The organism is Acidithiobacillus ferrivorans, from assembly GCF_016250455.1.
Taxonomy (GTDB): Bacteria; Pseudomonadota; Gammaproteobacteria; order Acidithiobacillales; family Acidithiobacillaceae; genus Acidithiobacillus; species Acidithiobacillus ferrivorans.
This window is the reverse complement of sequence record NZ_CP059488.1, coordinates 550,239-575,299: the sequence shown is the minus strand read 5'-3', so window position 1 is coordinate 575,299 and position 25,061 is coordinate 550,239. Positions and strand designations below refer to the sequence as shown.

28 protein-coding genes are annotated in these 25,061 nt (G+C 54.4%); 7 read left to right on the top strand and 21 right to left on the bottom strand.

Annotation, left to right across the window (positions count from 1 at the left end):
* The first annotated feature begins 23 nt into the window (after positions 1 to 23).
* Positions 24 to 770, top strand: a complete 747-nt coding sequence (locus tag H2515_RS02900) for a glutathione peroxidase (RefSeq protein ID WP_035193951.1) — start codon at positions 24 to 26, stop codon at positions 768 to 770.
* The gene (gorA, locus tag H2515_RS02895) at positions 767 to 2,116 is read left to right on the top strand and encodes a glutathione-disulfide reductase (protein WP_065413996.1); all 1,350 of its coding nucleotides are present in this window, start codon (positions 767 to 769) and stop codon (positions 2,114 to 2,116) included. The genes H2515_RS02900 and gorA overlap by 4 nt, the downstream gene beginning before the upstream one ends.
* 24 nt (positions 2,117 to 2,140) lie before the next feature.
* Here the strand turns inward: gorA and H2515_RS02890 are convergent, their stop codons facing one another.
* From H2515_RS02890 to radC, 8 genes are all read right to left on the bottom strand, one after another.
* The gene (locus tag H2515_RS02890) at positions 2,141 to 2,953 is read right to left on the bottom strand and encodes an S-methyl-5'-thioinosine phosphorylase (protein WP_198660888.1); all 813 of its coding nucleotides are present in this window, start codon (positions 2,951 to 2,953) and stop codon (positions 2,141 to 2,143) included.
* Positions 2,953 to 3,501, bottom strand: a complete 549-nt coding sequence (locus tag H2515_RS02885) for a hypoxanthine-guanine phosphoribosyltransferase (RefSeq protein ID WP_035193946.1) — start codon at positions 3,499 to 3,501, stop codon at positions 2,953 to 2,955. The genes H2515_RS02890 and H2515_RS02885 overlap by 1 nt, the downstream gene beginning before the upstream one ends.
* Positions 3,502 to 3,505: 4 nt before the next feature.
* Positions 3,506 to 3,883, bottom strand: a complete 378-nt coding sequence (locus tag H2515_RS02880) for a DsrE/DsrF/DrsH-like family protein (RefSeq protein WP_014029999.1) — start codon at positions 3,881 to 3,883, stop codon at positions 3,506 to 3,508.
* A 110-nt stretch (positions 3,884 to 3,993) separates the two neighbouring features.
* Positions 3,994 to 4,350 carry a YtxH domain-containing protein gene (locus H2515_RS02875; RefSeq protein ID WP_198660887.1) on the bottom strand — a complete coding sequence of 119 codons (357 nt, stop codon included), beginning with the start codon at positions 4,348 to 4,350 and terminating at the stop codon, positions 3,994 to 3,996.
* 23 nt (positions 4,351 to 4,373) lie between these two features.
* Positions 4,374 to 4,727, bottom strand: coding sequence for a hypothetical protein (locus H2515_RS02870; protein ID WP_065412815.1), 354 nt, complete (start codon positions 4,725 to 4,727; stop codon positions 4,374 to 4,376).
* A gap of 164 nt (positions 4,728 to 4,891) precedes the next feature.
* Positions 4,892 to 5,638, bottom strand: coding sequence for a phosphatase PAP2 family protein (locus tag H2515_RS02865; protein ID WP_198660886.1), 747 nt, complete (start codon positions 5,636 to 5,638; stop codon positions 4,892 to 4,894).
* Between the two features lie 3 nt (positions 5,639 to 5,641).
* Positions 5,642 to 6,007 (bottom strand): diacylglycerol kinase, encoded by a 366-nt coding sequence (locus H2515_RS02860; protein WP_065412817.1) that lies wholly within the window; start codon positions 6,005 to 6,007, stop codon positions 5,642 to 5,644.
* Positions 6,004 to 6,678 carry a RadC family protein gene (radC, locus tag H2515_RS02855; protein WP_035193395.1) on the bottom strand — a complete coding sequence of 225 codons (675 nt, stop codon included), beginning with the start codon at positions 6,676 to 6,678 and terminating at the stop codon, positions 6,004 to 6,006. Before radC ends, H2515_RS02860 begins: the two co-directional genes overlap by 4 nt.
* A 121-nt stretch (positions 6,679 to 6,799) precedes the next feature.
* Here radC and H2515_RS02850 point away from each other — a divergent pair, with 121 nt between their 5' ends.
* Together H2515_RS02850 and gmd are read left to right on the top strand one after the other, a co-directional pair.
* Positions 6,800 to 7,750 (top strand): GDP-mannose 4,6-dehydratase, encoded by a 951-nt coding sequence (locus H2515_RS02850; protein ID WP_232821516.1) that lies wholly within the window; start codon positions 6,800 to 6,802, stop codon positions 7,748 to 7,750.
* A complete protein-coding gene (gene gmd, locus H2515_RS02845; RefSeq protein WP_198660885.1) occupies positions 7,747 to 8,766 on the top strand; it encodes a GDP-mannose 4,6-dehydratase in 1,020 nt (339 codons plus the stop codon). The genes H2515_RS02850 and gmd overlap by 4 nt, the downstream gene beginning before the upstream one ends.
* 11 nt (positions 8,767 to 8,777) lie before the next feature.
* On the opposite strand, the gene H2515_RS02840 is transcribed toward gmd, so the two are convergent.
* Genes H2515_RS02840 through H2515_RS02830 form a run of 3 tightly spaced genes read right to left on the bottom strand, consistent with a single transcriptional unit; the run spans position 8,778 to position 10,956 of the window.
* Positions 8,778 to 10,334 (bottom strand): glycosyltransferase family 4 protein, encoded by a 1,557-nt coding sequence (locus H2515_RS02840; protein ID WP_198660884.1) that lies wholly within the window; start codon positions 10,332 to 10,334, stop codon positions 8,778 to 8,780.
* A gap of 9 nt (positions 10,335 to 10,343) precedes the next feature.
* On the bottom strand, positions 10,344 to 10,724 hold the full coding sequence (locus H2515_RS02835) for a type II toxin-antitoxin system VapC family toxin (protein ID WP_198660883.1): 381 nt from the start codon (positions 10,722 to 10,724) through the stop codon (positions 10,344 to 10,346).
* Positions 10,705 to 10,956, bottom strand: a complete 252-nt coding sequence (locus tag H2515_RS02830; RefSeq protein WP_065412819.1) for a hypothetical protein — start codon at positions 10,954 to 10,956, stop codon at positions 10,705 to 10,707. The genes H2515_RS02835 and H2515_RS02830 overlap by 20 nt, the downstream gene beginning before the upstream one ends.
* Before the next feature lie 201 nt (positions 10,957 to 11,157).
* Here H2515_RS02830 and H2515_RS02825 point away from each other — a divergent pair, with 201 nt between their 5' ends.
* Positions 11,158 to 11,424 (top strand): AbrB/MazE/SpoVT family DNA-binding domain-containing protein, encoded by a 267-nt coding sequence (locus tag H2515_RS02825; protein ID WP_198660882.1) that lies wholly within the window; start codon positions 11,158 to 11,160, stop codon positions 11,422 to 11,424.
* Entirely contained in the window at positions 11,417 to 11,815 is a 399-nt protein-coding gene (locus tag H2515_RS02820; RefSeq protein WP_198660881.1) for a type II toxin-antitoxin system VapC family toxin, read from the top strand. Before H2515_RS02825 ends, H2515_RS02820 begins: the two co-directional genes overlap by 8 nt.
* Positions 11,816 to 11,899: 84 nt before the next feature.
* Here H2515_RS02820 and H2515_RS02815 read toward each other — a convergent pair whose 3' ends face one another.
* From H2515_RS02815 to H2515_RS02770, 10 genes are all read right to left on the bottom strand, one after another.
* Entirely contained in the window at positions 11,900 to 13,882 is a 1,983-nt protein-coding gene (locus tag H2515_RS02815) for an HAD-IIIC family phosphatase (protein WP_232821515.1), read from the bottom strand.
* A 15-nt stretch (positions 13,883 to 13,897) separates the two neighbouring features.
* Positions 13,898 to 14,344, bottom strand: a complete 447-nt coding sequence (locus H2515_RS02810) for a type II toxin-antitoxin system VapC family toxin (RefSeq protein ID WP_232821514.1) — start codon at positions 14,342 to 14,344, stop codon at positions 13,898 to 13,900.
* Positions 14,344 to 14,598 carry a type II toxin-antitoxin system Phd/YefM family antitoxin gene (locus H2515_RS02805; RefSeq protein ID WP_198660879.1) on the bottom strand — a complete coding sequence of 85 codons (255 nt, stop codon included), beginning with the start codon at positions 14,596 to 14,598 and terminating at the stop codon, positions 14,344 to 14,346. Before H2515_RS02805 ends, H2515_RS02810 begins: the two co-directional genes overlap by 1 nt.
* 109 nt (positions 14,599 to 14,707) lie before the next feature.
* Entirely contained in the window at positions 14,708 to 15,721 is a 1,014-nt protein-coding gene (locus tag H2515_RS02800) for an ATP-binding cassette domain-containing protein (RefSeq protein WP_332873305.1), read from the bottom strand.
* 119 nt (positions 15,722 to 15,840) lie between these two features.
* Positions 15,841 to 16,098, bottom strand: a complete 258-nt coding sequence (locus H2515_RS02795; protein WP_198660878.1) for a hypothetical protein — start codon at positions 16,096 to 16,098, stop codon at positions 15,841 to 15,843.
* Between the two features lie 25 nt (positions 16,099 to 16,123).
* A complete protein-coding gene (locus tag H2515_RS02790) occupies positions 16,124 to 17,596 on the bottom strand; it encodes a DUF4915 domain-containing protein (RefSeq protein ID WP_198660877.1) in 1,473 nt (490 codons plus the stop codon).
* Between the two features lie 205 nt (positions 17,597 to 17,801).
* A complete protein-coding gene (locus tag H2515_RS02785; RefSeq protein WP_198660876.1) occupies positions 17,802 to 20,255 on the bottom strand; it encodes a glycosyltransferase in 2,454 nt (817 codons plus the stop codon).
* Between the two features lie 56 nt (positions 20,256 to 20,311).
* A complete protein-coding gene (locus H2515_RS02780; RefSeq protein WP_198660875.1) occupies positions 20,312 to 21,109 on the bottom strand; it encodes an ABC transporter permease in 798 nt (265 codons plus the stop codon).
* On the bottom strand, positions 21,099 to 22,217 hold the full coding sequence (locus H2515_RS02775) for a capsule biosynthesis protein (protein ID WP_198660874.1): 1,119 nt from the start codon (positions 22,215 to 22,217) through the stop codon (positions 21,099 to 21,101). The genes H2515_RS02780 and H2515_RS02775 overlap by 11 nt, the downstream gene beginning before the upstream one ends.
* 11 nt (positions 22,218 to 22,228) lie before the next feature.
* Positions 22,229 to 23,704 carry a mannose-1-phosphate guanylyltransferase/mannose-6-phosphate isomerase gene (locus tag H2515_RS02770; protein ID WP_198660873.1) on the bottom strand — a complete coding sequence of 492 codons (1,476 nt, stop codon included), beginning with the start codon at positions 23,702 to 23,704 and terminating at the stop codon, positions 22,229 to 22,231.
* Positions 23,705 to 23,868: 164 nt separating this feature from the next.
* On the opposite strand from H2515_RS02770, the gene H2515_RS02765 reads away from it, so the two are divergent.
* The gene (locus H2515_RS02765) at positions 23,869 to 25,053 is read left to right on the top strand and encodes a polysaccharide biosynthesis/export family protein (RefSeq protein ID WP_232821512.1); all 1,185 of its coding nucleotides are present in this window, start codon (positions 23,869 to 23,871) and stop codon (positions 25,051 to 25,053) included.
* The last annotated feature ends 8 nt before the right edge of the window (positions 25,054 to 25,061 follow it).

The window sequence follows — 25,061 nt, the reverse complement described above, 5'->3', positions numbered from 1 at the left end:
GCAGCGTACACAGGAGACTTAAGATGAAACTGACCAGCATAGAAGGCCAAAGCGTTCCTCAGACCGTATTCCGCACCCGCGCCAACCATCAGTGGCGCGACGTCAGCAGCGACGAGCTTTTCAAGGGCAAGACCGTGGTCGTGTTCTCACTGCCCGGCGCCTATACCCCGACCTGTTCCTCAAGCCATCTGCCGCGCTACAACGAGCTCGCCCCCACTTTTCGCGCCAACGGTGTGGATGACATCCTCTGCATATCGGTAAATGACGCCTTCGTCATGGACGCCTGGGCCAAAGAACTGGCTGTCGAAAACATCCATCTGATCCCCGATGGCAATGCAGAATTTACCAACGGCATGGGTATGCTGGTGGACAAAAGCGACCTGGGCTTTGGCAAACGTTCCTGGCGCTACTCCATGCTGGTGAAAAATGGCGTGATCGAAAAAATGTTTATCGAGCCCGACAAGCCTGGTGATCCCTTCGAGGTTTCCGATGCAGACACCATGCTTCACTACATCAATCCTGAAGCACGCGACCCCGAATTCGTCACCGTCTTCACCCGCGAAGGCTGCCCGCACTGTGCCCGCGCCAAAGCACTGTTAAAGGCACACGATATGACATTTGAAGAAATCAAAACGGGTATGGGAACCGGCGTCAGCTCGCGGACCATTCGTGCTGTGAGCGGACACTCCACCGTACCCCAGGTCTTTATCGGCGGCAAACACATCGGCGGCGCCGACGATCTGGAGAAATATTTCGGCGAGATGCCATGACACAATCCTATGATCTCATTGTTATCGGTGGGGGCAGCGGCGGCATCGCCATGGCCAACCGTGCCGCCCGCTATGGAGCGCGCACCGCCCTGATAGCCGCTGGCCCCCTGGGCGGCACCTGCGTGAATGTGGGTTGTGTTCCCAAAAAAATCTTCTGGAACGCCGCACACCTTGCCGAACAAATGAAAATGGCGAAAGAGTACGGCTTTGATGCCTTGGAGCCCCATTTTCACTGGGAATACCTGAAGCGGCAGCGCGACACGTATATTGAACGTCTCCACGACCGTTATGCCCAAGGTTTGGACGGTAACGGCGTCGTCCTCATCCGCAATCATGCCCGCTTCTCCGGCACCCATCAAATCACTGTCGGCGATGAAGTTCTGGATGCGCCACATATTTTGATCGCCACCGGTGGCCAGCCGGTCTGGCCCGACATTCCGGGTGCGGAACTAGGCATCACCTCGGACGGCTTCTTCGCCCTGGAAACGATGCCCCGCTCTGTTGCCATAGTGGGTGCGGGTTACATCGCAGTGGAGCTCGCGGGCGTACTTCATGCCCTCGGCAGTGACGTTTCTCTGGTCATGCGCCGCAACCATTTCCTGAACGATTTCGAGCCGATGCTCCGCGAAAATCTCATGGATGCCATGCTCCATCAGGGTATCAGCCTCCTTGCCCAACGCCAGGTCCGGGAGGTAGAAAAACGCGCTGATGGCTTGTGCCTGCACTTCCAGGATGGGGACTGCCTTGGCGGCTTGGAAACCATCATCTGGGCCATTGGTCGTCGTCCCAACAGCACCGATCTCGGCTTGGAGCAGGCGAATATTACCACCGACCCCCAGGGGTTCATCGCCGTAGATGCGTTCCAGAACACTGAAACATCGGGTATCTATGCGGTTGGCGATGTGACCACCGGCCCGGCACTCACGCCCGTCGCCATCGCCGCCGGGCGCCGTCTCGCCGACCGCCTCTTCGATGCGCAGACAGAGCGCCATCTCGACGTCCAGCTGGTCCCCACCGTTATCTTTAGTCACCCGCCCATCGCAACGGTCGGGCTCAGTGTGGCAAGCGCTCAGGCGCAATATGGTGAAGAAGCGGTAAAGGTGTATCAAACGATCTTCACCCCGTTGGTTCGCGCCTTTTCTGCGGAACCGGAAAGAACCGCGATGCAACTGGTCACGGTAGGTCGGGAGGAAAAAATAGTCGGTCTGCACGCCATTGGCGACGGCGTGGATGAAATGCTTCAGGGCTTTGCGGTGGCTCTACGTATGGGAGCCACCAAACACGATTTTGATGACACCATCGCCATTCATCCCACCAGCGCCGAAGAGTTCGTCACCATGCGCTGATGCCCACCGTACAGCCGTCGGGGATTACTTTTTGCTATGTAACTGTTTGAGGGCTTCCGGCCCCACCCCAGTGCCACAACTGCACTGGGGACAAACCGCGAGCAGCGGCACGGCCTGTTCCAACACCTTGCGCACCCGTTCCATCCCCTCGTGCATGACCGCGTCGATGGCCTCCATGGTAATGGGCTCTGCCGACTTGCCCGCCGCCGGATTAACCACCAGCGACAAAGGCGCGTAGCACAGTCCGATTTCCCGTGCCAGCACCGCCTCTGGAGCGCCCGTCATCCCCACGACATCCCCGCCATCCTGCTCAATGCGGCGGATTTCCGCCTTGGTCTCCAGACGCGGCCCCTGCGTAGCCGCATAGGTACCACCACCAACCACGGCAATGTCGGCAGTTCCTGCGGCTTGCAGCAGACGCGCACGCACTCTCGGGCAATATGGCTCGGAAAAATCGATATGCACCACCATGCTCTCCCCTCCTTCAAAGAAGGTACTCGGACGCCCGCTGGTGTAATCAATCAGCTGATCAGGCAGACAAATAACGCCTGACTGCATAGCTGCAGAGATTCCGCCCACCGCCGCCACCGCAATAACATGGGCCACCCCCACATGGTGGAGTGCCCAGATATTAGCGCGATAATTGACCAAGTGCGGAGGAATGGTATGGCCGTAACCATGGCGGGCGATGAAAACAACCTCCTGCCCGCCCAGCAGACCGAATGTCAGGGGGCCAGAAGTCTCGCCAAAAGGGGTACGGATGACCCGGCGGTTGTTAATCTGCAGATTCTTGAGACGGGTCAGGCCACTGCCACCGATAATGCCGACCACACCCATCAATCATCCTCCAGCAAAACAAAAATGCCCGGTGCATTACGCCCCAAGCCTCGCGCGTCCAGTCCGTAACCAAAAACAAAATGATCCGGCACTTCCAGTCCGACGTAATCCACCTGCACTTCTACCGTGCGCGGACGCTTTTTCCGCACCATCACCGCCGTATGAATAGCCGCGGCACCTTCCGCCACGCAGTATTCCTGCAAGGCCTGTAGGGTAATCCCCTCATCCAGGATATCATCCACCAGTAACACAACCGCGCCCGCCAGGGTTTCTTTGGGGCGTGTGCGCCACTGCAAACTACCACCACTGGTTTCCGCGCCGTAGCGACTCACTTGTACGCAGTCGAGCACCAGGGGGAAATGCAGGTGAGGCAGCAGTTGACCAACCACCACCACGGCCCCCGTCAGCACGCAAAGCAACACCACCGGACGCCGCGGCGTCAGATGTTCAAAATCCTTATTAATGGCAACGGCCATCTGCTGGATGGCCGTCTCCACCTCTTCCGCGCTAAACAGATGCTCGGCAGGTCCCAAATGGGTAGGGGTCATAATATCAGTAGGTAAAGGTAACCACGTTGTCGTCCATGGCCTGCTCAATAACATAAGCGCCACCAACGATATCCTGGATTTCGGGAATCAAGTCTTCCTTGGTGCAATCCCACAATTCAAGGGTTGGGGTGCAGACAAAGAACTTTACGCCCGCCTCATGAGCGTCCTTGATAAAGTCATAGACACTCTTGGGGCTGCCCGGCATAACAAACATTTTCTCTGCAACACCCTTCTTGGCCAGCTCGCCCGCGCGGGCGGTCAGCACAACTTCCACCTCAAAATCCATCGCGGCAGCCACCGTCGCCTGAAAGAAAGGCGCACCCAACTCCTGGGGGTTGGAAGGATCGGTGTTCACCATAACCATCAACAATTTATCAGCCATGCGTATCTCCTAAAAAAATCGGCCCGTCTATCATAGCTGCCGCAGAACAGCGCCGCGCCATGAAATGATTGATTACACCATAAAAAGTCGCAAGGCCTTATCAAGAATTCTCAGATGTCTGTGTCCAGTGTCTCCATACGGCGCGCCCGGCTGGCTCGGGTCAGAATATCCCGCTCCTCTGCCAATGCCCGCTTGGCCACCTGAATGGCCTCTTGCAGATCCTGGCGCTTGGACTCAACCAGGTCACCACCAGCATCCATCAGGCGTGCGGTTTTCTCCTGGATTTCATCAATGAGTACGCCGATACGTTCTTCCGCCAGCGACTCCAGATTACGCAAGCGATCCCGTCCCTTATCCATAGCGCGACGCAGCTCCTGGCGCGTCTCTGCGCCACTGGCCGGGGCCAGCAACAGGGCACCAACCGCACCAACCAGCACTCCGATAACAAAGCCTTCCGCATTCTTCATAGTGCTCTCCTCGCTGTTTCCAGCTAATGTTTCCGGGAAAAATAACGCCATCCCGTGCGCAGCGCACGGTACCATAAGCCCAGTTCGTGAAGCGGCTGAACCAGGGTATCCGTCGTGTCCATAATCTCCCGACTCAGATATTTGAGCGTGGAATCCACCCGTCCCATCTGTGCACGCCCAGTCTGGGTGATATGCTTAATGTCCGCCAAGGCTATCTTAATATCAAACAGCAGCGGTCCAAGGTCCTGCTCAACCCTGGCCAACAGCCTTTCCAGACGCAAGTGAGTCCGTATCAGCACAGCCGCCGTCACCGCAATGATCAACAGAATAATGATCATGACAATGGCAATGATGGTTACTCCTGTGCCGACACTCATCTTTTCCCCCAGAACTTCCGCATACCGGAAGCAAATCCCTTAACGCAGTGAAGAGCAAAAACTTCGGCCATAACGCTTTGCCCACCCGCCGTCTCGTCCTATTATAGGCTGTATCTGCAGCCTGGGTAAAATTGCAGGTGCCGATGTGATGCGCACAGACTTCATTAGAATGACAATACCTGCCCCATCACCGCCAGTCCGGCGATACCCAGCAACCCCAAAGCCACTCTGCTCCAAATCTGTCGCGCACCGGTCAGTACATATTGTGGATGCCGGTGATGATACGTTCGCCAAACCACCCAGAGCAGGCCCAGCCATAAGCCGGACAGCAACCACGCCCCCAACACATCGCTGGGCCAATGCACCCCCAGGATCAGGCGGCTCCAAGAGATAGCGGCGACCAATGCCGCGAGCAATGTCACCATCGCCAGACGCAGACCGCGATGCCGCACCATAGTAAGGAGGTACAGGGCCAGAAGGCCATAGACCACCAGACTGAAACTCACGTGTCCGCTGGGAAATGCAGGCGACAGCATTTTTATTGCGGTCGGCGACCGGGCACGCGCCGTAGTCACCTTTATCAATTGAACGAGCACGGCGAATACTGTCGTACCTGAAACCACCAGAATACCATCGAAGAAACGCCATGCAGCGAAGCAGGCCGCCGCCATCAGCGCCACCAGCCAAGGCAGAAAATCTGGCCCACCGAGCCGCGTCACGCCGGCCCAGAACGGCTGCCAGGCAAGGTCACGAAACTGCAGAATCTCCGCCTCCCAACGGGCATCCTGCAGCACCATCCGATGCACGAACACACCCGCCAGAAAATCACCCGCGTAAAGCCAGAGCAACGCTGCCACCCCCAGACCGAGCAGCAATAAAGCCAACAACTCCCAGCGTTGTGGTCCCCGCAAATTTCAAAACCCCATATGAAAGCGTCGCCACAACAGCAACGCGGCAATCAATAGCGCAGCGATGCTCAGCACCAACACCGCCGCCGCGCCATAATCCTTGGCGCGCGCCACCAGAGGATGATATTCCGGGTTTACCAAGTCAGCGATGGATTCTACGGCGCTGTTGAGCAGCTCTGCCGCCAACACTGCACCCATAAGCAAAATACCAACCCCCCACCAGATGAGCGATGCCTGGGTCCAGTACAAAAGGATCACACCCACCACAACTGCCAACAACTCTGTCCGAAAACTGGCTTCCTCACGGGTCGCGACCCACAGCCCATGCCCCGCAAAAAAGGCACGCCGCCAAAGTGCGCTGTTTTTTTTCACCAGCCCCCCCGTTCGCGCAGGGACAAGGGTTCGCCATCGCCGACAATAAAGTGATCCAGCAAACGCAGGTCAACCAGTTGCATGGCCTGATCCAGACGCCGCGTCAGGGAAAGATCTGCCGCACTGGGTTCCGCTACGCCGGAGGGATGGTTGTGCGCAACGATGAGCGCCGCAGCATTCAACTCCAGGGCACGCTTGAGCACTTCGCGAATATGCACGGTAGCACCGTCAATGGTCCCCAGGAACATCTCCTCAAAACGCAACACCCGATGACGATTATCCAAAAAGATCACCGCAAAAACCTCACGACAGCGATCGCGCAAAGTGGCAGACAGATACTGTCGCACCCGCTGCGGCGAATCAAGACGATCTCCTCGCTGCCATTCCTCGGCGAGGTGACGCTTGCCCATTTCCAGCACCGCCTGCAAGAGCGCATATTTAGCATCTCCGAGCCCTTTATGCGCACAAAAATCATGATGAGACGCGGTGAGCAATGCCCGCAGACTGCCAAAGTTTTGCAACAAGTCCCTGGCCAAATCCACCGCACTTTTGCCCACCACGCCCACCCGCAGAAAAATCGCCAGCAACTCCGCATCCGACAGTGTCGCTGCCCCTTTTTGCAATAATCTTTCCCGCGGACGCTCATCCGCCGGCCAATCAGTGATGGCCATACGCTCCCTCCTTCCCATTACACTAGGAATGTGATATCCATTGACGCCACCTTGTGACACTCTCCCGCATCGACTAATTGATACATAACATCATCTCGAGAGTGAAGGATTATTAACCGGCATGGCTACGATACGTAAACAGAAGGATCGCTGGCAAGCGATGCTGCACGAAAAGAATGCTGGACACATGAAACTCTTGTTCACCGGTGCCAACGGCTTCGTCGGCCAGCATGTGCAGGCGGCACTGCGCTGCGTGCAGTTGCCCCACGGGCTGGATCTGCGCGACCGCGCAGCCCTGACTGCCGCGGTGGCCGCCATCCAGCCTGACACCGTCCTGCACCTGGCGGCCCAGAGTTTCGTGCCGGCCGCCTTCGAGAATCCCCGCGAGACCTTCGACATCAATTTCTATGGCACCTTGAATCTGCTGGAGGCCTTGCAGGCCGCGAAGTTCAAAGGGCGGATGCTCTTCGTCGGCTCGGGTGACGCCTATGGGCAAGTGGAGGAGCGAGATCTGCCGGTGCGCGAAGATCACCCCCTGCGCCCTCGCAATCCCTATGCCGTGAGCAAGGTGGCCGCCGAGGCGCTGTGCTACCAGTGGAGCCAGACGGCGGCCTTCGAGATCGTCATAGTGCGGCCCTTCAACCATATCGGACCCAGCCAGAGCCCACGCTTCGCCATTGCCGACTTTGCCCGGCAGGTGACGGAAATCCGCCTGGGCCTCCGTGCGCCAGTCCTGCAGGTGGGCGACATCGACGTCACCCGAGACTTCACCGACGTACGCGACGTGGTACGCGCCTATAGCCTGCTGTTGGAGCAGGGCCGGAATGGCGGGATCTATAACGTCTGCTCGGGGCGGGAATACAGTATCCGCGACCTGTTGCTGCGATTGATCACCCTTGCCGGTGTCGATGCCACGATTGAGCAGGACCCGGCGCGCTTACGCCAGGCCGAACAGCGCCGGATGGTCGCCAGTTTTGAGGCATTGCATCGGGACACCGGCTGGCAACCAGCGATCTCCGTGGAAGAAAGCCTTCAGGATTTACTCAACGATTGGACGGAGCAACTACAATGACGAAACACGCCCTCATCACCGGCATTACCGGCCAGGACGGTGCCTATCTGGCTCAGCTACTCCTGGAAAAAAACTATCACGTTTACGGCCTCATCGCCCGCCGCGGGACAGATACCACGGGCCGTTTGCACGAACTGGGCATCGCCGGTCAGGTGCATTTGCTGGATGGCGATCTGATCGATCCGTCTTCCATGATCCGCGCCCTGGAAAAGTCGAAAGCCGAAGAAGTGTATAATCTGGGCGCGCAGAGCTTTGTGGCCACCTCCTGGGATCAGCCCATCCTCACGGCGGAAGTGACAGGAGTCTCCGTGGTGAAAATGCTCGAAGCCCTCCGCATCGTCAATCCCAAGGCCCGCTTCTATCAGGCATCCACCAGTGAAATGTTCGGCCAGATTCAGGAGCCGCTGCAGACAGAACGCACGCCTTTTTACCCACGCAGCCCTTACGGCGTCGCCAAGCTCTATGGGCATTGGATTACGGTCAATTACCGGGAGAGTTTCGGCATGCATGCCTCTAGCGGCATTCTCTTTAATCATGAGTCCCCCCTGCGTGGTACTGAGTTCGTGACGCGCAAAATCACCCTGGCCCTGGCGCGTATTCGCCATGGCCTGCAGGACGTACTGGAACTCGGCAATCTCGACAGCAAACGCGACTGGGGTTTTGCCGGAGACTATGTGCGCGCCATGTGGGCGATGCTGCAACAGGAGCAGCCAGATGATTATGTAATCGCCACTGGTGAGACCTGGACGGTACGGCAGTTTGTCGAAAAAGCGGCGGTGCATGCCGGGTTTGATATAGAGTGGCGGGGTGAAGCCGAGCAGACACAAGGCATCGATCGGAAAAGCGGAAAGATTATCGTCCGCGTCAATCCCGCTTTTTACCGACCTGCAGAGGTGGATGTGCTGATCGGCGATCCCGCCAAAGCCCATCAGAAACTAGGCTGGAAACGTGAGGTCAGCTTCGATGCACTGGTGCAGATGATGGCGGAGGCCGATTTGCAGCGGGCGGCAAAGTAATCGCGTTCAGCCTAACCGTTCAGACTGCGCAAGAACGCTTCCCACTGGGGCAAGATTCGCTCCGGCAGATAGCGAGCACTTTGCTCTGCACCCTCCGCACGCAGGCGAGCTTGCAAGCTTTCAGCATCAGGGCTGTAGATAATCTGCCGCAAAGTCTCGACCACACTGGCGGTATCATAGGGGTCAAAGTAGCAGGCGGCATCGCCGTAGACTTCACGGTGCACCGGAATGTCGGAGGCGGCAACCACGCCGCCGCAGCGCATGGCCTCCGCACCGGAAAAGTCGAAGCCCTCGCCGACGCTGGGACAGACTGTCACCACCGCCTGCCGGTAGAGCAGGCGCAGGGCATCGGCGGGAACGCCGTGGAGCAGAAAGAGGCTGCCCTGCTCGATCCACGGCAAGAAGCCCTCCAGAGCGGTCTGGTAATCCCAGCCGATATGGCCAACCAACACCAGTTTGAGATCGGGGTCCGCGGCGCCGCGCAGTGCCTCCCAGGCTTCCACCAGACGGGCATGATTTTTACGCGGCTCGATGGTGGAAACCATGAGTACGAAACGGCTGTCCGGCCCCAGCGCACGCGCATAAAAAGCGGTTTTCTCTTCTTCGCTCCCAAATGCGCGGGCGAGACGAAAGACCTTTAACTTTGCCTTACCTCTGATCTTGCCCTCAAACTCGCCATGCAAATGACGGCGGACGATATCGGCTACCCGCTCGGGCGCCGGTTCCGCCGGATAATAGTGTGTGGGCAGCATGTTGTGGATAGTGTGGGCCAGCGGCTCCGCCTCGGGGAAGAGGCTCAGCAGATCGCGGCGGGTGGCCTCCGATACGCAGACGAAGTGGGCACCGGAGCGCACGTTCGCGGCCATGGCCTGAAAATGGCTGGCCTGATGAAAGGCACGGTCGGAGATGGTATGCGGCATCAACACCGGAATGGCGTCGTGATAATGCACCACCAGCGCCGTCCCCTGACTCACCCGCCCCGGAAAGGGGGTCTGGGCGACAAACACGTCCAGCCCGCGGGTATCCAGCACCGGATAACGGGAGTGGGACAACACCTGCGCCCGCTCGATCCCCACCAGATGCATGCGCCGCCACGGATAGCCACAAACCCGATAGTCGCCCAGCAACACCTGTTCCCGATCGGCGGCGGGCAGGCTTCGACCATACAGCTCCTGCCAGATAAAATCGCGGAAATAACGGGTCTCGAAGTGGCCCAGAGGAATCTGCCCCAGCCCAGTCCACGCCGCATAACGCAAGCGCCAGGTCTGCCAGAGATTGTCCAGCCACTCTATGACATCGCCTTTCCAGTCCAGCGCGCTGCGGCCCTTGAGGGACACCACCACGCGCGCAAAGCGATGCACCCGCTCCGCCTCCGACAGCGCCGCATTCCCGTAGACTCCGCCGCGCACGCTTCGCATGGACATTTGCAGCAAGCCGGACAACTCCAGCTCTGGCAAGGTGGACAGCACCCCATAGAGCAGACGGGTCTCCTGGGGGATGCCGTAAAAGCCGTCCAGGGCGGGGCGCATTTCCATAAGGACGCGCAAATTTTTTGTTGAATTTTGCATAGGTAATCGCTACCAAACGGTGTGAGGGTAATACTGCGCAATCAGCCGATCTTTGCTCACTAACGGCCGTCCATACACCATCGCCTGAGCGACGATGAGCCGGTCAAAAGGGTCGCGTGTCCAACTCAGCGCAAAGGCCGACCTGCTGATCATCGCAAAGGGGATGGTGCATACCGCAAGCCCTATGGTCTGCGCCAACTCGGCAAATAACGTGTCCGGCGTTACCGTCACGACACCCTTCTCGCACAGATACTGAATCTCCAGCAAGGCCATAGGAGACACCAGCAGGTCGTGGGTCTCGATAACACGCTGACTCGCTGCCGCGAATCGCTCCACCACGCCGGCGTAGAGCCAGACCAGAGCATGGCTATCAAGATAGGCGACTGTCATCACCGCCCTGCCACTCCGACGACCAGTCCAGATGAACGATGCTTTCCGGGTCGCCCCGCAAGGCTTCGGGATGGGGCCGGAGGCGCGCGAGCTTTCCTAAAACGGGCATGGGATCGCGTGGGACGATCTGCACGTGCCGCCCCTTCCACTCAATTTCTTCTGGCTTGCCGGTACTGAGTACCCGACGCAGCACCACAAAAAGATTCGCCCTAAGCTGTGTCGCATTCATCATGCCCCTCCAGATGTACATTAACGGCTCTGACTGTACGTATTAAAAATACAAAGTGCAACCGGAAAGCGACGACCCGCAAATCAGCGCACGCGCGGGGGTTTTTCGTTCCTCTGCGCCCTAAACCACACCTCCGGGAGGGAGACTTCCCTTCTGGTGGGCAACATGGATAAAATGGGTCTGACATAATTAGGGGGAACAAATATGGATACCCATCAATACACCGTTCATGTGGACCAGCGCGGACGCTTGGTACTGCCCGTCGGCATTCGTCACCAACTGGGCATTGAACAGGGAAGCACGTTGATCATGACGATGCACGAAGATGGGATGCTGCGCTTGATCAGCCCTGCAGAATCGGCTCGCAGGGGCCGCGGCCTATTACGTGAATTGGCTCCTGACACCACGAGGGATCGGCACTTGGCGGATGAGCTGATCGCCGAACGACGCATCGAAGCGGAACATGAATAAATCGGTACTCGACGCCTCGGCCTTGCTGGCCTATCTCAACGAAGAACCGGGTGCGGAGGCCGTGGAAAAATCGCTCGCCGCGGGGAGCGCCATCGGCACGGTGAACTGGGCGGAAGTCCTGTCAAAAGCCATGGAAACCGGCATTGCCCCGGAAACACTGGCCGCTGAGCTAGAAAAGCGCGGCATTCTGGGGAATACCCTGGACGTGCTGCCCCTGACCATCGAGGACAGCATGGAGATTGCACGACTTCGGCCGTTGACCAGACCCTTTGGGTTATCGCTGGCTGATCGGGCCTGTCTGGCGCTCGGAAAACGTTTGCACATTCCGATACTGACCGCAGACCGGATCTGGGCGAAAGTGCCAGGCGTTCATGTCACCGTTATCCGATGACGTGCAGGGGGGTTACCGGACATAGAAAGATGGACGGGTTTATTCAGGGTGCGGCTGACATTGGGTTCAGCACGATGCATTCCGTCACCCGCCCCCCAATCGAATCCATGTTGGAGCGTCGGGCACCACCGAACCCCGCCACAAAGCACTCTCTGCATCCTGGGTAAAGCCGTGGGCGGACCAGAAGTCGCGACAGGCGTCATTGCGGGCGGTGGCGGTGAAATGCCCCACAAAATCCGCGTGCCCGCCCTCCCGCAGATGTCGCAACGCTTCGACCAATAAAGCACTTTCGATACCCAGACTAAATACCCGGCAGGATAGCACCACCTGCTCAATCCCATGGTCGCGCAACAGGGCCAAAGCAACGAGGCCATGATTGGCAAAGCGATCTTCGGCGCGCGCTGCCAGCAACCAGCCGCCAGAAGCCAGCCAGTCCCGCAATTCCGCATCGCTCCAGCGCTGGCCGGTGGTATTGAACTGATTGGTCCTGTTCAGCAGTTCCAGAGCGCGGGCATAACGGGAGTGCCCGCCATCGACAATGCGGTCAAAACGCAGAGTCAGCTCCAAAGACTGCAGCCAGGCGTCCCGATCCATACTCGGCGCCACTGACTCCCGCGCCGCTTTGGCCTGGATCGAATCGGTGCGAAGGGCGGATTCCTCGCTCACGCGCGCCACCTGGGTTTCGGGGGCATAGAGCAAGACATGTCGCCAGCGCTCGGGTGCCCCCGTCAAAAAGCGCATCCGCGGAAAAGCCCGGCGCACCTCTTCGATCTCCAGGGGGTGGTCATCGATGAACAGGGCATGATCGGGCAGAATGTTGGTTGTGCGCAAAATCTGAGCGATGTTTTGGGATTTGGGCTGCCAGTTGATCTGCACGGAGCAAAAATCTTCCAGACGCAAGCGCTGGCCCCACAACTGCTGGAACCGCTCGCGGGTCGGTCCCTCATCGTTCTTGCTGCAGATGGCCAGCAATATCCCACGCCGCTTGCACTCCAGCAGGGCCTCGGCATAGCCCAGCGGCCAGCCTTCGGTATGCTGCCAGGGGACGATCTCGTCCTCTTCTGCCAAGACGCCGCGCCAAAGGGTATTATCCAGGTCGGTGATGATCACTTTGACGGGGTCCTCCGCGCGCAATACCCGCATGGCGCCTTCCAGGCGCTCCAGAATATCCCGACCTATCCATTCGCCCTGCACGCTCAACGGCGACAAGCCATTATGGGTATAGTGGGACAGATAACCGTCGTACGCACTGGCATCGCCGTAATACTGGCGGATATCGTTGATTTCCAGATAATAGCCCCGCGGCGACGCGGCCAGATGGTCCTCCAGGGCATCGTTGAGGCCTCTGACCAGGCCATACAGGGAACCCTGACGGTTACGTCCCAGCACGCCCGCCACCTGCGGAGGAGGCTCCAGCAGAGACACAAAGAACACCGGCAAACCCGGTGGAATGGCGGCTAATATATGATCCACCACCTGCTGCACGTTGAGGACAGCCTGCGCCTGAATCTGCCCCATATCCAGCTCTAGGCGCAGATGAAAAAGATCGCCGTCGCCTGCTTCTACCGACATGCTGAGGAGGGTCCGCAGGGTGAGATTGACAAGGACCACATCAAAAGCATCGGCAACGATCTGTCGATCCACCTCCTGCAAGCCCGAATCCATGAGGTAATGCCGCATGGACCAGCCCATATCCAGGGCCACCTGCAGCAAGCTCTCGGCAAGACAGGTTCCGAGCAGTGCGGTGCGGGGGTTTTGTGGCGGACATCGGCGCAGTTCATCAGGCAGCAAGGGGGACTGCTCCGGGCGCAAAATCGTTTTCAGAAAATCGCGGTGCTTTTGATGCCGAGCATAACGCCGGGCCTCCGGTGCGCGCTTAAAGTCCCGCAGCACCCTAGGTCGCGTCCATCCGTGCTGCAACAAGTGCAGGTAATGCGCCTTGCCGTGGCCATCGGCAACACGACCGAGGTGACGCTGATAGAGCGCTTCTACAAAATCACCATCCGAGAGTGCAAGCAGGGCAGGCTCCAGTCGGATCGCAAAAGGCCAGTAGTGTTTCATGCGCATTTGAGAAATACCCAATTATTTGGCTTTATGTTTTTCACTCATGAGTACATCCCATGGGTTCAATAGCGGAACGCCGGTTGGCTCAAAGTCGGCCAAGTTCCGGGTGACAACCGTCATGCCATACACCAACGCGGTTGCCGCGATCAGCGCATCCCTGTCAGAACGAGGGTCAGGCACATGCAGACGGGCGCAGCGCAACGCCACACGTGTGTCGATTGAAAAGGTGCGTTCCGAGAATTCAGGGAGGATATAACCATCCATCCAGGATCGCAGCATGGCTCCTTGGGCCGGATCGCGCCGCTCGATCCGCAAAATGCCGAGCTCAAGCTCCATAATTGTGACCGTGGAGAGATAAAAAGCTGCGGCATCCACGCTGGAAAGCCAGGCAACGACATTAGCATTAGCCTTGCCGTCGCCGGCCTTGCGCAACTCGGAAATAACGTTGGTGTCCAACAGGAACATTATGAAAAATCAGCCGAACGTGCGAGTTCGCGCAATCGGGGAAATTCAACCTCGATATCTGAAAGGCCTGGCATGGATAGGGCTTCAATGATGTTCCGGTGTTGGCCCGTGAGCCGTTGATAATCCTCAATACTGATGAGCACATGGGCAGGTTTGCCGCGGTCTGTGATAAACACTGGCCCGGCGGTCGCGGCCTTCTTGGCGCGACCAGTGTCTTGATTGAACTCGCGGCTGGATATGGTCGTGATGGTCATGACAGTGCTCCTGCTTTCCAATGGCAATCCAGTTTGTATAAACGTTAATACAATGCACCGCTTTCGTCAAGTTTCACGGTACCAGCCCAAAAGTACCTAAAGTTCCCGGTCACATCTGCTCATAGGTGCAGATGGCTTCGTCAACCGAATCGAAAAAGTGCAGCTTGCCATGCTGCAAAAAGGCCACGTGATCACAGTTGTTGCGGATAATATCCAGATGGTGAGAGACCAACACCATCGCCTTGTTCTCCCGGCTTCGCAGTTCTTCTTCACATTTGCGATTAAAGCGGATATCGCCCACGGAGATGACCTCGTCCACCAAAAAGCAATCGAAATCGATGGCCATACTCAGGGCGAAGCTCAGACGGGAATTCATGCCCGAGGAATAGGTCTTGACGGGCTCATCCAGATAGGCCCCAAGTTCCGCGAAGGCCTCCACCCCCGCCACGGTCTCATCCACGTCCACACCGTATAACCTGGCAATAAGTCGAGCATTGTCCCGCCCCGTCAGACTACTGTGGAATGCCCCACCAAAGGCTATGGGCCAGGAAACATTCATTCCCCGGTGCACGGTGCCTGAATCGGGCGTGAGAGATCCACTAATAATCTGAATGATGGTGGACTTGCCTGCACCATTGGGACCCATGATGCCCCAGCGCTCTCCAGGACACACACGAAGCGACACACCATCCAGCACGACGCGCTTATCGTGACCGTGATGGATGGGGAAGGTTTTGGTGATATTGGTAAGAATCAGATCATTCATGGCCAGTTCCTGGGTCATCCTCGCACCCATGGCATATCCCACAATTTCACAAATGCATTGGTCTTTGATGCCAGTGAGATAGAGCCAGTCTTCTGCTGTAGAGATATAGGTGATGTCCACATGCCAGACGGCATCAGGTCCCTGCACGTCAAAGTGCTGGTCCAGCAGATTTGGCGCCACAGGGGAATCATGGTCCGATTGCGTGGTGATTTTGACGGGGCGGCGTTGTATGCAGTGAATGCCCATCTCCCGCCCGCGTCCAATAACAAAGCCTTCCTCTTGTAGTTCTTTGTGTAATCTTTTGGCGCCATAAGTCCTCCGGGTTTTCTCATGCGCTGCGCGAACAGCCACTTTCAGACGCTCATCTTTCTGGTGATGCTTCGACGGCGGTCGCTTCAGTCAGGCGTGAAAGCCGCTCCGGGAAACCTCGAACACACTGGCCATGACTGTTATGGGGTATTGGCTTCGCCACGCCATCATAAGCGCGTACCTTGCAACGATTCCCTGGCAAAGTACGCAGCCGCTTTTTTTACGATATCCCGCTCCATCCGCATTTGTGCCAGTTCCTTGCGGAGCTGTTTATTTTTCCACCCCCAACTCTGCCACAGTACGCGCCCCAAGGGCGCCCACCGCCCTCCCACCACGCGCGCGGCCACCCATCCTGCCAACGTGCCCCTTGGCACCGTAATGCGCTGGGCGGCCTCTTGCAAGGTGAGACCCTGTGTCAAAATCAATTTGACCGCTTCGGCCCGAAATGATTCAGGGTACCTCAGTTAGAGGCTTACGTTTAAAAAGCGAAAGCCCCCACCTTGCTGGGAAAGTAGCTCTCCAGAAAAGAGAGTTCGTAATATCTGTTATTGACTGACTCAAGCTAGCAATCTCGCCGTCCCGATCCGAGACGGCTTGAGTAAGGCCGACAATCTGCCCGTCTCGCTCTGATATGAACTGACTCAAGCTAGCAATCTCGCCGTCCCGATCCGAGACGGCTTGAGTAAGGCCGACAATCTGCCCATCTCGCTCTGATATGAACTGACTCAAGCTAGCAATCTCGCCGTCCCGATCCGAGACGGCTTGAGTAAGGCCGACAATCTGCCCGTCTCGCTCTGATATGAACTGACTCAAGCTAGCAATCTCGCCGTCCCGATCCGAGACGGCTTGAGTAAGGCCGACAATCTGCCCATCTCGCTCTGATATGAACTGACTCAAGCTAGCAATCTCGCCGTCCCGATCCGAGACGGCTTGAGTAAGGCCGACAATCTGCCCGTCTCGCTCTGATATGAACTGACTCAAGCTAGCAATCTCGCCGTCCCGATCCGAGACGGCTTGAGTAAGATCAGCAATCTGACAATCCCGAACCGCAAGTGCTTTTTGTGACTTTGATGAAGATGCCGACACAATACTTGTCAGCAAATAAATTGAATCATTTTGGCCACCCAAGGACTGAATCTGATAAATCTCAGAGCACGGCAATTGCAATCGCCAAATTTCATTCCAAGAAGTTTTTTCGATTGCCAGAACGCACGCGTTATCAACGCCAGAATGTTCAACATTTCTAGAGCGACTCAAACCAACATAGACAATATCACCAAGAACACAAATACCGCGCGTATATCCATCAAATTGCTTTCTTCGTAAAACAGTACAAGATGGCCCGTATTCAACTATTTCCATAGTCTCAGAGTTTGCTAAAATTAAGTTGTCATTTACAGAAACAAGGCTATGTGGCTGCGAAAGATCGGTTATCAACCGCTGACCGCTATGTAGATCCTGAACGAAACCTGATCCAAGAGACTTCCCTTTATAATCATAGCCAATGCTAAAATCGCCGAAAGCAGAAAAAACGATAGCCCCATTCCATTTTGCCAGACAATTAATATGCATAGAATCAATTTCACCAGGGAATACCCAGCGCTGAAGCTCTTTTCCAAACGCTGAAACTTTAACCACCTCATTTCCCGACGTTCCAACTAGGTAATAAAATTCGCCGTCAATCAGCACATCGTGAACATCGTCAAAACCCATCACCTTGTTATCGATTTCATGAACATTTGACTGATCATAGATTGTAACACCAGAGTCTTGAAAACCACGAATCAACTTTCTTCCATTTACACTTAATCCTGTAGAATAAAAATTGTCTAGTTTTACAGGATTACCTTCGCAGATAAAGTATAATCCCCCGCCATTGGGGGATGATATTATTAATTTATCAAAAATGTCATTATTCGGCATTATTAAATATCACTCGCGATACAAGACAACGGAAATGTATATCCTGCCAGACATGAAGCATGCTGCGCAGTTACAAACAAGATTTCCATAAAAACCATAAAAATAACAGGCCCGCCAAATAAGAAAGCAGAAAACTACAGGTCGTCCCCATGGACCACCACTTGCCTGTTTCGCTGCAATTAGCGGGTGATCTGACGCGTTAATATTAAAATTTTGTTTTCCCATATATTGGCTCATGACTTATCTTAGTCAACAATTGACGAAATGCTTCAAAGCTTTTTGACCAGTCGTACAAACCTAAAGTTATACTCATGCCATGCTCTAATGTTGGGTAAATATCGTCATAAGTGCTTTGAGTAATAGCATCAACTGCCGCATCAACATTACGAGGGATAACAATACAGTTATAACCATCCTTAATGTATTCACGATTACCAAAGGCTTCTGTTACAACGGGTATACATCCGCACGACATCGCTTCGAGGGGAGGGAGGCTTAAACCTTCATGTATGGAAGTCTGCAGAAAAAACTCATGGGTGTTATACAAACGGCACAAATCATGATTGTCTGGCTTGTAAATAAAACTTATATTGTGCGCGCTTGGAACCAATGCAATATCATTACCATAGACTGTAATATTGAAATAAAATTCCGATAATTTTTTAATGATATCTCGTGATAGTTGGTACCCTTTGAGTGGTTCACCCCTAGCACAAACAAGAATTGATCGCTTACGTCTTGGCGAAGAAGTACGATTAAAAGTCTCCTTGTCAACTCCCAATCCTACGTAATTAGAATTGAAATAGAATTTTTCAACAAGATGTGCAGCCAACCACTTGTAACAAGCAATATAAATAAATTCAGGCGCATACGACGCAAGTGCACGCATCTCATTGAACGTATCTCTGCCTTTATAATAGGAGCTTTCAATATCTAAAGATAGCCAAACAGGCAAACCTGAAAATAATGACGATCTCCAGACATATTCTGCTGTTTCCCACCACGTTGCTATTTTAATAGCATCTACATGCTTCAAATCATTTTCTAAAGAGCTAAAACTATTATAAGTGCGAAAGTTAACAAAATGATTCAATTCGAACCAATCAGGTTTGGTGTCAAGGCACCATATTTCAACAGAAAACTGTTCTGACAAACTTGCTAAGTATCCAGCAAACCTATAAATTACACGATGGCCGCCACCAACCCCTGTGTCCTTAGTGACAAATATTACTTTAATTCGTCCATTGCCATCTGTAACTTTACGAGTAAAGAAGGAATCATATTTAAGCCAAAAATATTTTTTCGACGAATCCTCTCTTTCACCCAGTTGTTTTCCTCTTGTAACTGATTCATGGTGAATAATTTCTGATGAACCAACATAATTAACTGGTAGCCCACATTTCCAGACACGAAGGCAGTAATCTACATCTTCAAATCCCATAGAAAACTTCTCGTCGAAAACTCCTACAACTCTACGCGTTTCCCATGGAATATAAAGCGCAGCTGCTGTGCAGTATAAAGCATTGTAAGAGGTTAATGCAGGAGGATGAAATCGATCGCGCATGCGGTATCTATGCTCGAACCACTCTGGTGCATTAAAATTTCTAAATCCGCCACCATGCTGAATTTTCATATCAGGATACAGCAGACGAGCACCAGCGACTCCTCCATTTTGCCTGCCAATTGCGCAAAGAGCAGATATTGAATATTCGGTGATTTCAGTGTCACTATTTAATAGTAACACGTCGGCGTTACTAGGAACCTTTAAAAGACCACGATTAACATTCGCTGAGAATCCAGTGTTGATGTCGCTTAGCACCACATCGATTGGAATTTTATAATTATGGTTTTTAGACTTTAGGTGCGACAAGTAATTAGAGTGCTCAGCAGTTGTGCTGCAATCATCTGATATTATTATTTTTGTCAAAAGATGCTGGCCATACTTTTGTAATGAAATTATGCATTTATTTAAAAAAATCGAATCCTCAAAACTAGGAATTACAACGTATAGATCTGGACGGTTACCGATTGCCTTCGTAAAATTATGCATATTTATTTGCTCGCGATAAAGAAAATTGCGCGGCGAATCATTTGGCAAAACCAAGGCTCCCATATCGTTGCTGCAATATATTTTATATTCTGATATGTCAATTACATTCAGAAATAGTTCCAGCAAACTACCTTTCTTTATTTGCACTCTGGCCTTATAAAGAGTCTCCTCATCAACATCGACATCAAGAATGCCTTTGTATAAATCTTTTATCCCATCTACAAGCAAGTCATCATTTAGTATAAATTCACTTGCCCATCCCACCCAATCAAAAGAAGTTTTTTTTGCATGTTTATGGCCAAAAGACGGAAGCAATGACCACTTCATTTTTCCAAGAGGTATCACTCGCAATATCTTGTATGCTTTAAGCAGTTTTTTGCTCCCTGGTGTCTGGCATGCAGCGTCTAATCGCGCATACTCTTGAGAATTCAGTATCTCGGCAATAACAAGCTCCCTGCTAGCTCTATTATGCAATCTATATGTATAATGAATTAACCCTGTAGGATCCGGCCGCCTATTCAACAGACTTGCATAAGCAAATGGAATAAAATGCTCACAATCAGCGTCTAGCAATTGCCGAATGTTTATAGCTCTATCACCTTGCCACATATCATTTTCCTTGTTTAAAATCTACTGTTTACTGTAATCGTGCCACTGGTGAACAGCTACCCTGATTTAACCTTACGGATAGCCAAATTTGAAATGGCAATACCTAGTAGCGTTAACCCTATTAATGCAGTTATAGTATATCGTAAGTGATAGTAACTTGGGACAGAAGCACCAAAATATCCGTGATGAAAATAATCCACCGCATCAATCAATGGAAAATAGAGCAAATAACCCCGATATGGTTCTGGCACCATGAATGTGGGAATAAAAACTCCGCAAAACGGCAGCATTAAATACAGGATGATATGAGATGTCTTTTCGATTGTTTCACTGAGTTCTGCAAGCCCCGCCATAATAAGCACAAAACCGAACGAAAACCAGATGATTAACAAATAGCCAACTGCCATGATTAGGAGGTTGTTTGGTAAATGACATATTCCCACTGCGATAAATATAGGAAAAAGAAACAGAAATACCGCCATTCCGCTGGCGAACTCCAGAAATATTCTGGCATAAATAATGTCCATAGGCCGGATAGGCTGATGGTGCAGCAAAGATCGGTTCCCCTCTATTGCTTTGGTCACCCTGCCTGTACCATTTCTCCAGAACAACAATGTGGGATAGCTCACAGCAAGCCATTCTGCAATGCTGATGCCATAAGGGTATCCGGCGTCAATAAACGAAAAGATAATTATCACTCCGACGACAAACATCGCCGGTTCTGCAATCATCCACAGCATGCCCAGACCTTCACGCCCGAATCGGGTGACCGTCTCCCTTAAGGTGAGTGCCCAAATCACCCGCCCCTGTAACCGCAATTGATCCCAAAATGTCAGGTTGTTGTTAGCGGGCATGGTGCTCCCGAACCCCTGCGAGCAAGATGCTCAGCACGCCCCAGATCATCAGCGACACCAGTAATATGCCCAGCACATCTTCAAAGCGTTTCGGCTCCTGTGGCGCGTCGGGCAAATTCGGCCTGCTGATGGTCTCCAGATACAGCTCCTGCTTCTGTGCCGTAAGGCGCGCCTGCTCCAGGGAGGTCACCGCCGCTTCCAGCAGTTTCTGCGCGAGAAGCTGGTTGACGTTCAGTCGCTCATACTCGGTGTCTTTGCTGGCCAGCGATTGTTTGGAGCCGGTGACCTTGGCGTTTTCCGTCTGTATCTCGCCCTGGAGCGCCTTTATGGAGCTTTGTAGCACCGGTATCTGCGGGTTACTGGGGGCGTGCGCGCGGATGGCATCAAGCTGGGTTTTTTCGGTGATGAGGTGATCCTGGAGCTTGGAAACCATGCCCAGTTGCAAAGCCGATTGGGCGGGCGGGCTGAAAACGCCGTGCCGGTTGCGGTAATTGGCAAGCGCTATGGTGGCATCCCGCAGCTTTTGCTCGGCGGAGGTGACGTCTTTCCGCGCGTAGTAAACCCCTTTAGATCTTGCCCTTTCGTTGAGCCGATTGACGATATCCTGACTTTTTTGCAGCAGGAAGGCGTTGATCTTACGCGCATCTTCTGCACCGTAGGCGCGCGCTTTGAGCTTGCTGATACCGTTGGTACTGTCCAGTTTGTCGGTGACCATGGACTGGTAATAGCGCAAGAGCTTGACATAGCTGCTATGGGGGAAGAATACGCCGCCGAAGCGGTCGAAGATGTCGATATTATCGCCACCATAGACTTTTTTGAGATCGTAAGCTTTGTTGAGGGCCATCATGGCATCCCAGGACTCCACATATGCATGGATGGTTTCTGCCGCGCTGGTGGAGTTGCTGCCACCCAGCCCGCTCAGCAGGCTGGCGAGGCCGGAACTGCTGACCTGCTGGCTGGGGCTGTAGACCACGAAAGAAGATTCACTGATGTACACCGGTGAGGCAATCAAACCGAAGTACAGGATGGCTAACCCCGTCGGCAGCAGCACCACGTAGATAAACAGTTTATTGAGGTTCTTGACCCGGTTCCAGATGGATTGCAGCACAGATGTTCCTTTTATTGCTTGGCTATCGGAGCTGATCCACTTTGCGCATCGGGTAGCGCCCGCCCATAGATATCTTCAAAACGCACGATATCATCTTCGCCCAGATAGGCGCCACTTTGCACCTCGATCAGGTGCAGGTCTATGACGCCTGGGTTACTGAGACGATGGGTTTCTCCTGCCGGGATAAAGGTGGACGCATTGGTCATGATCAAGCGTTCTTCACCGCCCACATGGATGAGCGCGGTACCGGTCACCACAATCCAGTGTTCACTGCGATGATGATGCATCTGCAAGGAGAGCTTTTCTTTGGGCTTGACCACGATGCGTTTGATTTTGAAATGATCACCTTCCTCCAGCACCGTATAACTGCCCCAGGGACGATAGCAGGTAACATGCGTGTCGACGGCGGCGTGGCGACGCGAGCGGAGGGTTTCCACGATGCGCTTGACGTCCTGGTCGCGACTTTTGTCGGCGACCAGCAGGGCATCCGGAGTGTCTACGATCAGCAGATCACGCACCCCCAGCAATGCCGTCACCCGGTCTGGGCTGTGTACTACGCAGTCCGTACTGTCCACGAGTACGCTGTCCCGAACCACCATGTGGTTGTTATGCGCGTCGACCTCCATCAAGGCACCGTAGGCATTCCAGGCACCCAGGTCATTCCAGCCGAATTCCGCGCGGATCACCGCGACGTTACTGGCCTTCTCCATAACGGCGTAGTCAATGGAAAGATCGGGCGCACCCTGAAGCGCCTCGTCCAACTCGATACTGTCTCCGTTACGACTGCTGCAGTCCCAGGCAGAAGTGGCGGCGGCGTACACTTGCGGAGCGTGCTCTGCCATGGCTTGCAGCAGCACATCGGCCCGCATGCAGAACATGCCGGAATTCCAGAGGTAATCGCCGCTCCTCAGGTAATTCGTGGCGGTTGCGGCATCGGGCTTTTCTACAAAGCGCGCGACCTGATGCCCGTTCTGCTCCAGCGCGGCACCCATCTGAATGTAACCATAGCCGGTCTCCGCAGTGGTGGGCACCACCCCAAAAGTCACCAGATACCCGGCTTCTGCCAACGCTGCGGCATGCGTGACGGCCTTGGAAAAGGCCTGGTCACCCTGAATAATGTGATCTGCTGGCAAAAACAGGAGAATGCTGTCTTCTCCCGCTTCTGCCTGCGCCCAGTGTGCGGCGGCGGTCATGGCCGGGGCGGTGTTGCGTCCGACGGGTTCCAGCAGGTACTGTGCCTTTGGGAGTGTGCAGCCATGATGTTTGGCATAAGCCGCGAAGGTATCCCGGGTGAGGAAGTAGTAATCCCGGTTGGTGACGGTCAGTATGGGGCCTTGCAGATCCAGTTGCATAATGCGGCACAGCGTTTTCTGAATGAGGGTTTCGCCATCCGGCAAGGCGATAAACGGCTTGGGGAAAGACTTGCGGGAAAGCGGCCAGAGTCGGCTGCCGGAGCCACCGGATAGAATGGTCGGTATAATCTGCATGATTTTGGCCGTCCTTAAATTTAAGTGTTATGCGCTGTTCTACTATTAGTTTATTTTATGGTACATTACGTCGGCGGGAAAATACAAGTTTCCACGATCAGGCATCTGGGGCGTGCGTCCGCCTTGGTCCGGATCCTCGGTCCCAAATTAAATGCGGAGAAAGATTGAACAAAAAAGCAAACACAGGGATGATCCGCGCTGGTGTCATGGCTGCATTATTGATGGGCATGACTGGTTGCGCCTCTTACATGCCGTATTCCGGGCCTCGCGCGGGTACTGTGGATGATGTGGCACACAATAAAACCCTGGCGGGGATTCAACTGGTGGATGTGAATTACGCCATGTCTCATTACATGAAAGAGGAGATTGGTCAGGCTCATCTGGATTCATTGAAGGGTTTCATTAATCCCAACCCCCTCCGTTACGCCGTTGGGCCCGGCGATACGCTGCAGGTGTATATTTGGGAAGCACCGCCCGCCATGCTTTTTGCCACGGGGATTTCTTCCATGAGCAAACTCTCGGGATCCATGATGACGGCTATCCCTGTACAGATGGTGGGGAGCGACGGCGATATCATGATGCCTTTTGCGGGCAAAATTCCTTGTACCGGCAAAACCCTCAATGAGATTGGTGCCGAGATCCGCGATCGGCTGATTCATATGGCCCACGATCCGCAGGTGGTGGTACGGTTGGTGAAGAATCATGCCCAGAGCATTACGGTGGTGGGCAATGTGAAAAAAAGCACCATGGTGCCCATGATTCCGGGCGGGGTCAGCGTACTACAGGCCATAGCGGCGGCGGGTGGCGTGGCCAAGCCGGTCAACAAGGTAACCATACAACTGTCCCGCGGCGGCAAGGTGCTACAATTGCCCCTGGAAGAAATCATCCGTAATCCCCGTGAGGACGTTTCTTTGCGCGGTGGCGATGTGCTGACGGCACTCTACAAACCCTTGCAGGTGACCGTGATGGGCGCCACCAAGGAAACCAAGGAAGTGGACTTTCAGGCCTCTGGCATCAGCCTGGCCCAGGCCTTGGCGCAGGCGGGGGGGCTCAATGGCAGTCAGACGGATGCCAAGGCGGTATTTGTGTTTCGCTTTGAGAAGCCATCTTTGCTGCCACACTGGCCGAAACCGGTGCAGCTCACCGCCAATGGCGAAGTGCCGGTGGTATTCCGCTTTGATTTCAGCGATCCGGCCACCCTCTTTGCCGCGCAGACCTTCCCCATCCAGAATCATGACCTGATTTATGTGGCATCGGCGCCAATCACCGATCTGCAGAAGTTCCTGGGGCTGATCATACAGATCGTCTATCCGATTCAGGGTCTGACAACGGCGGGTGTGGTCCCCTAGGAAACTCA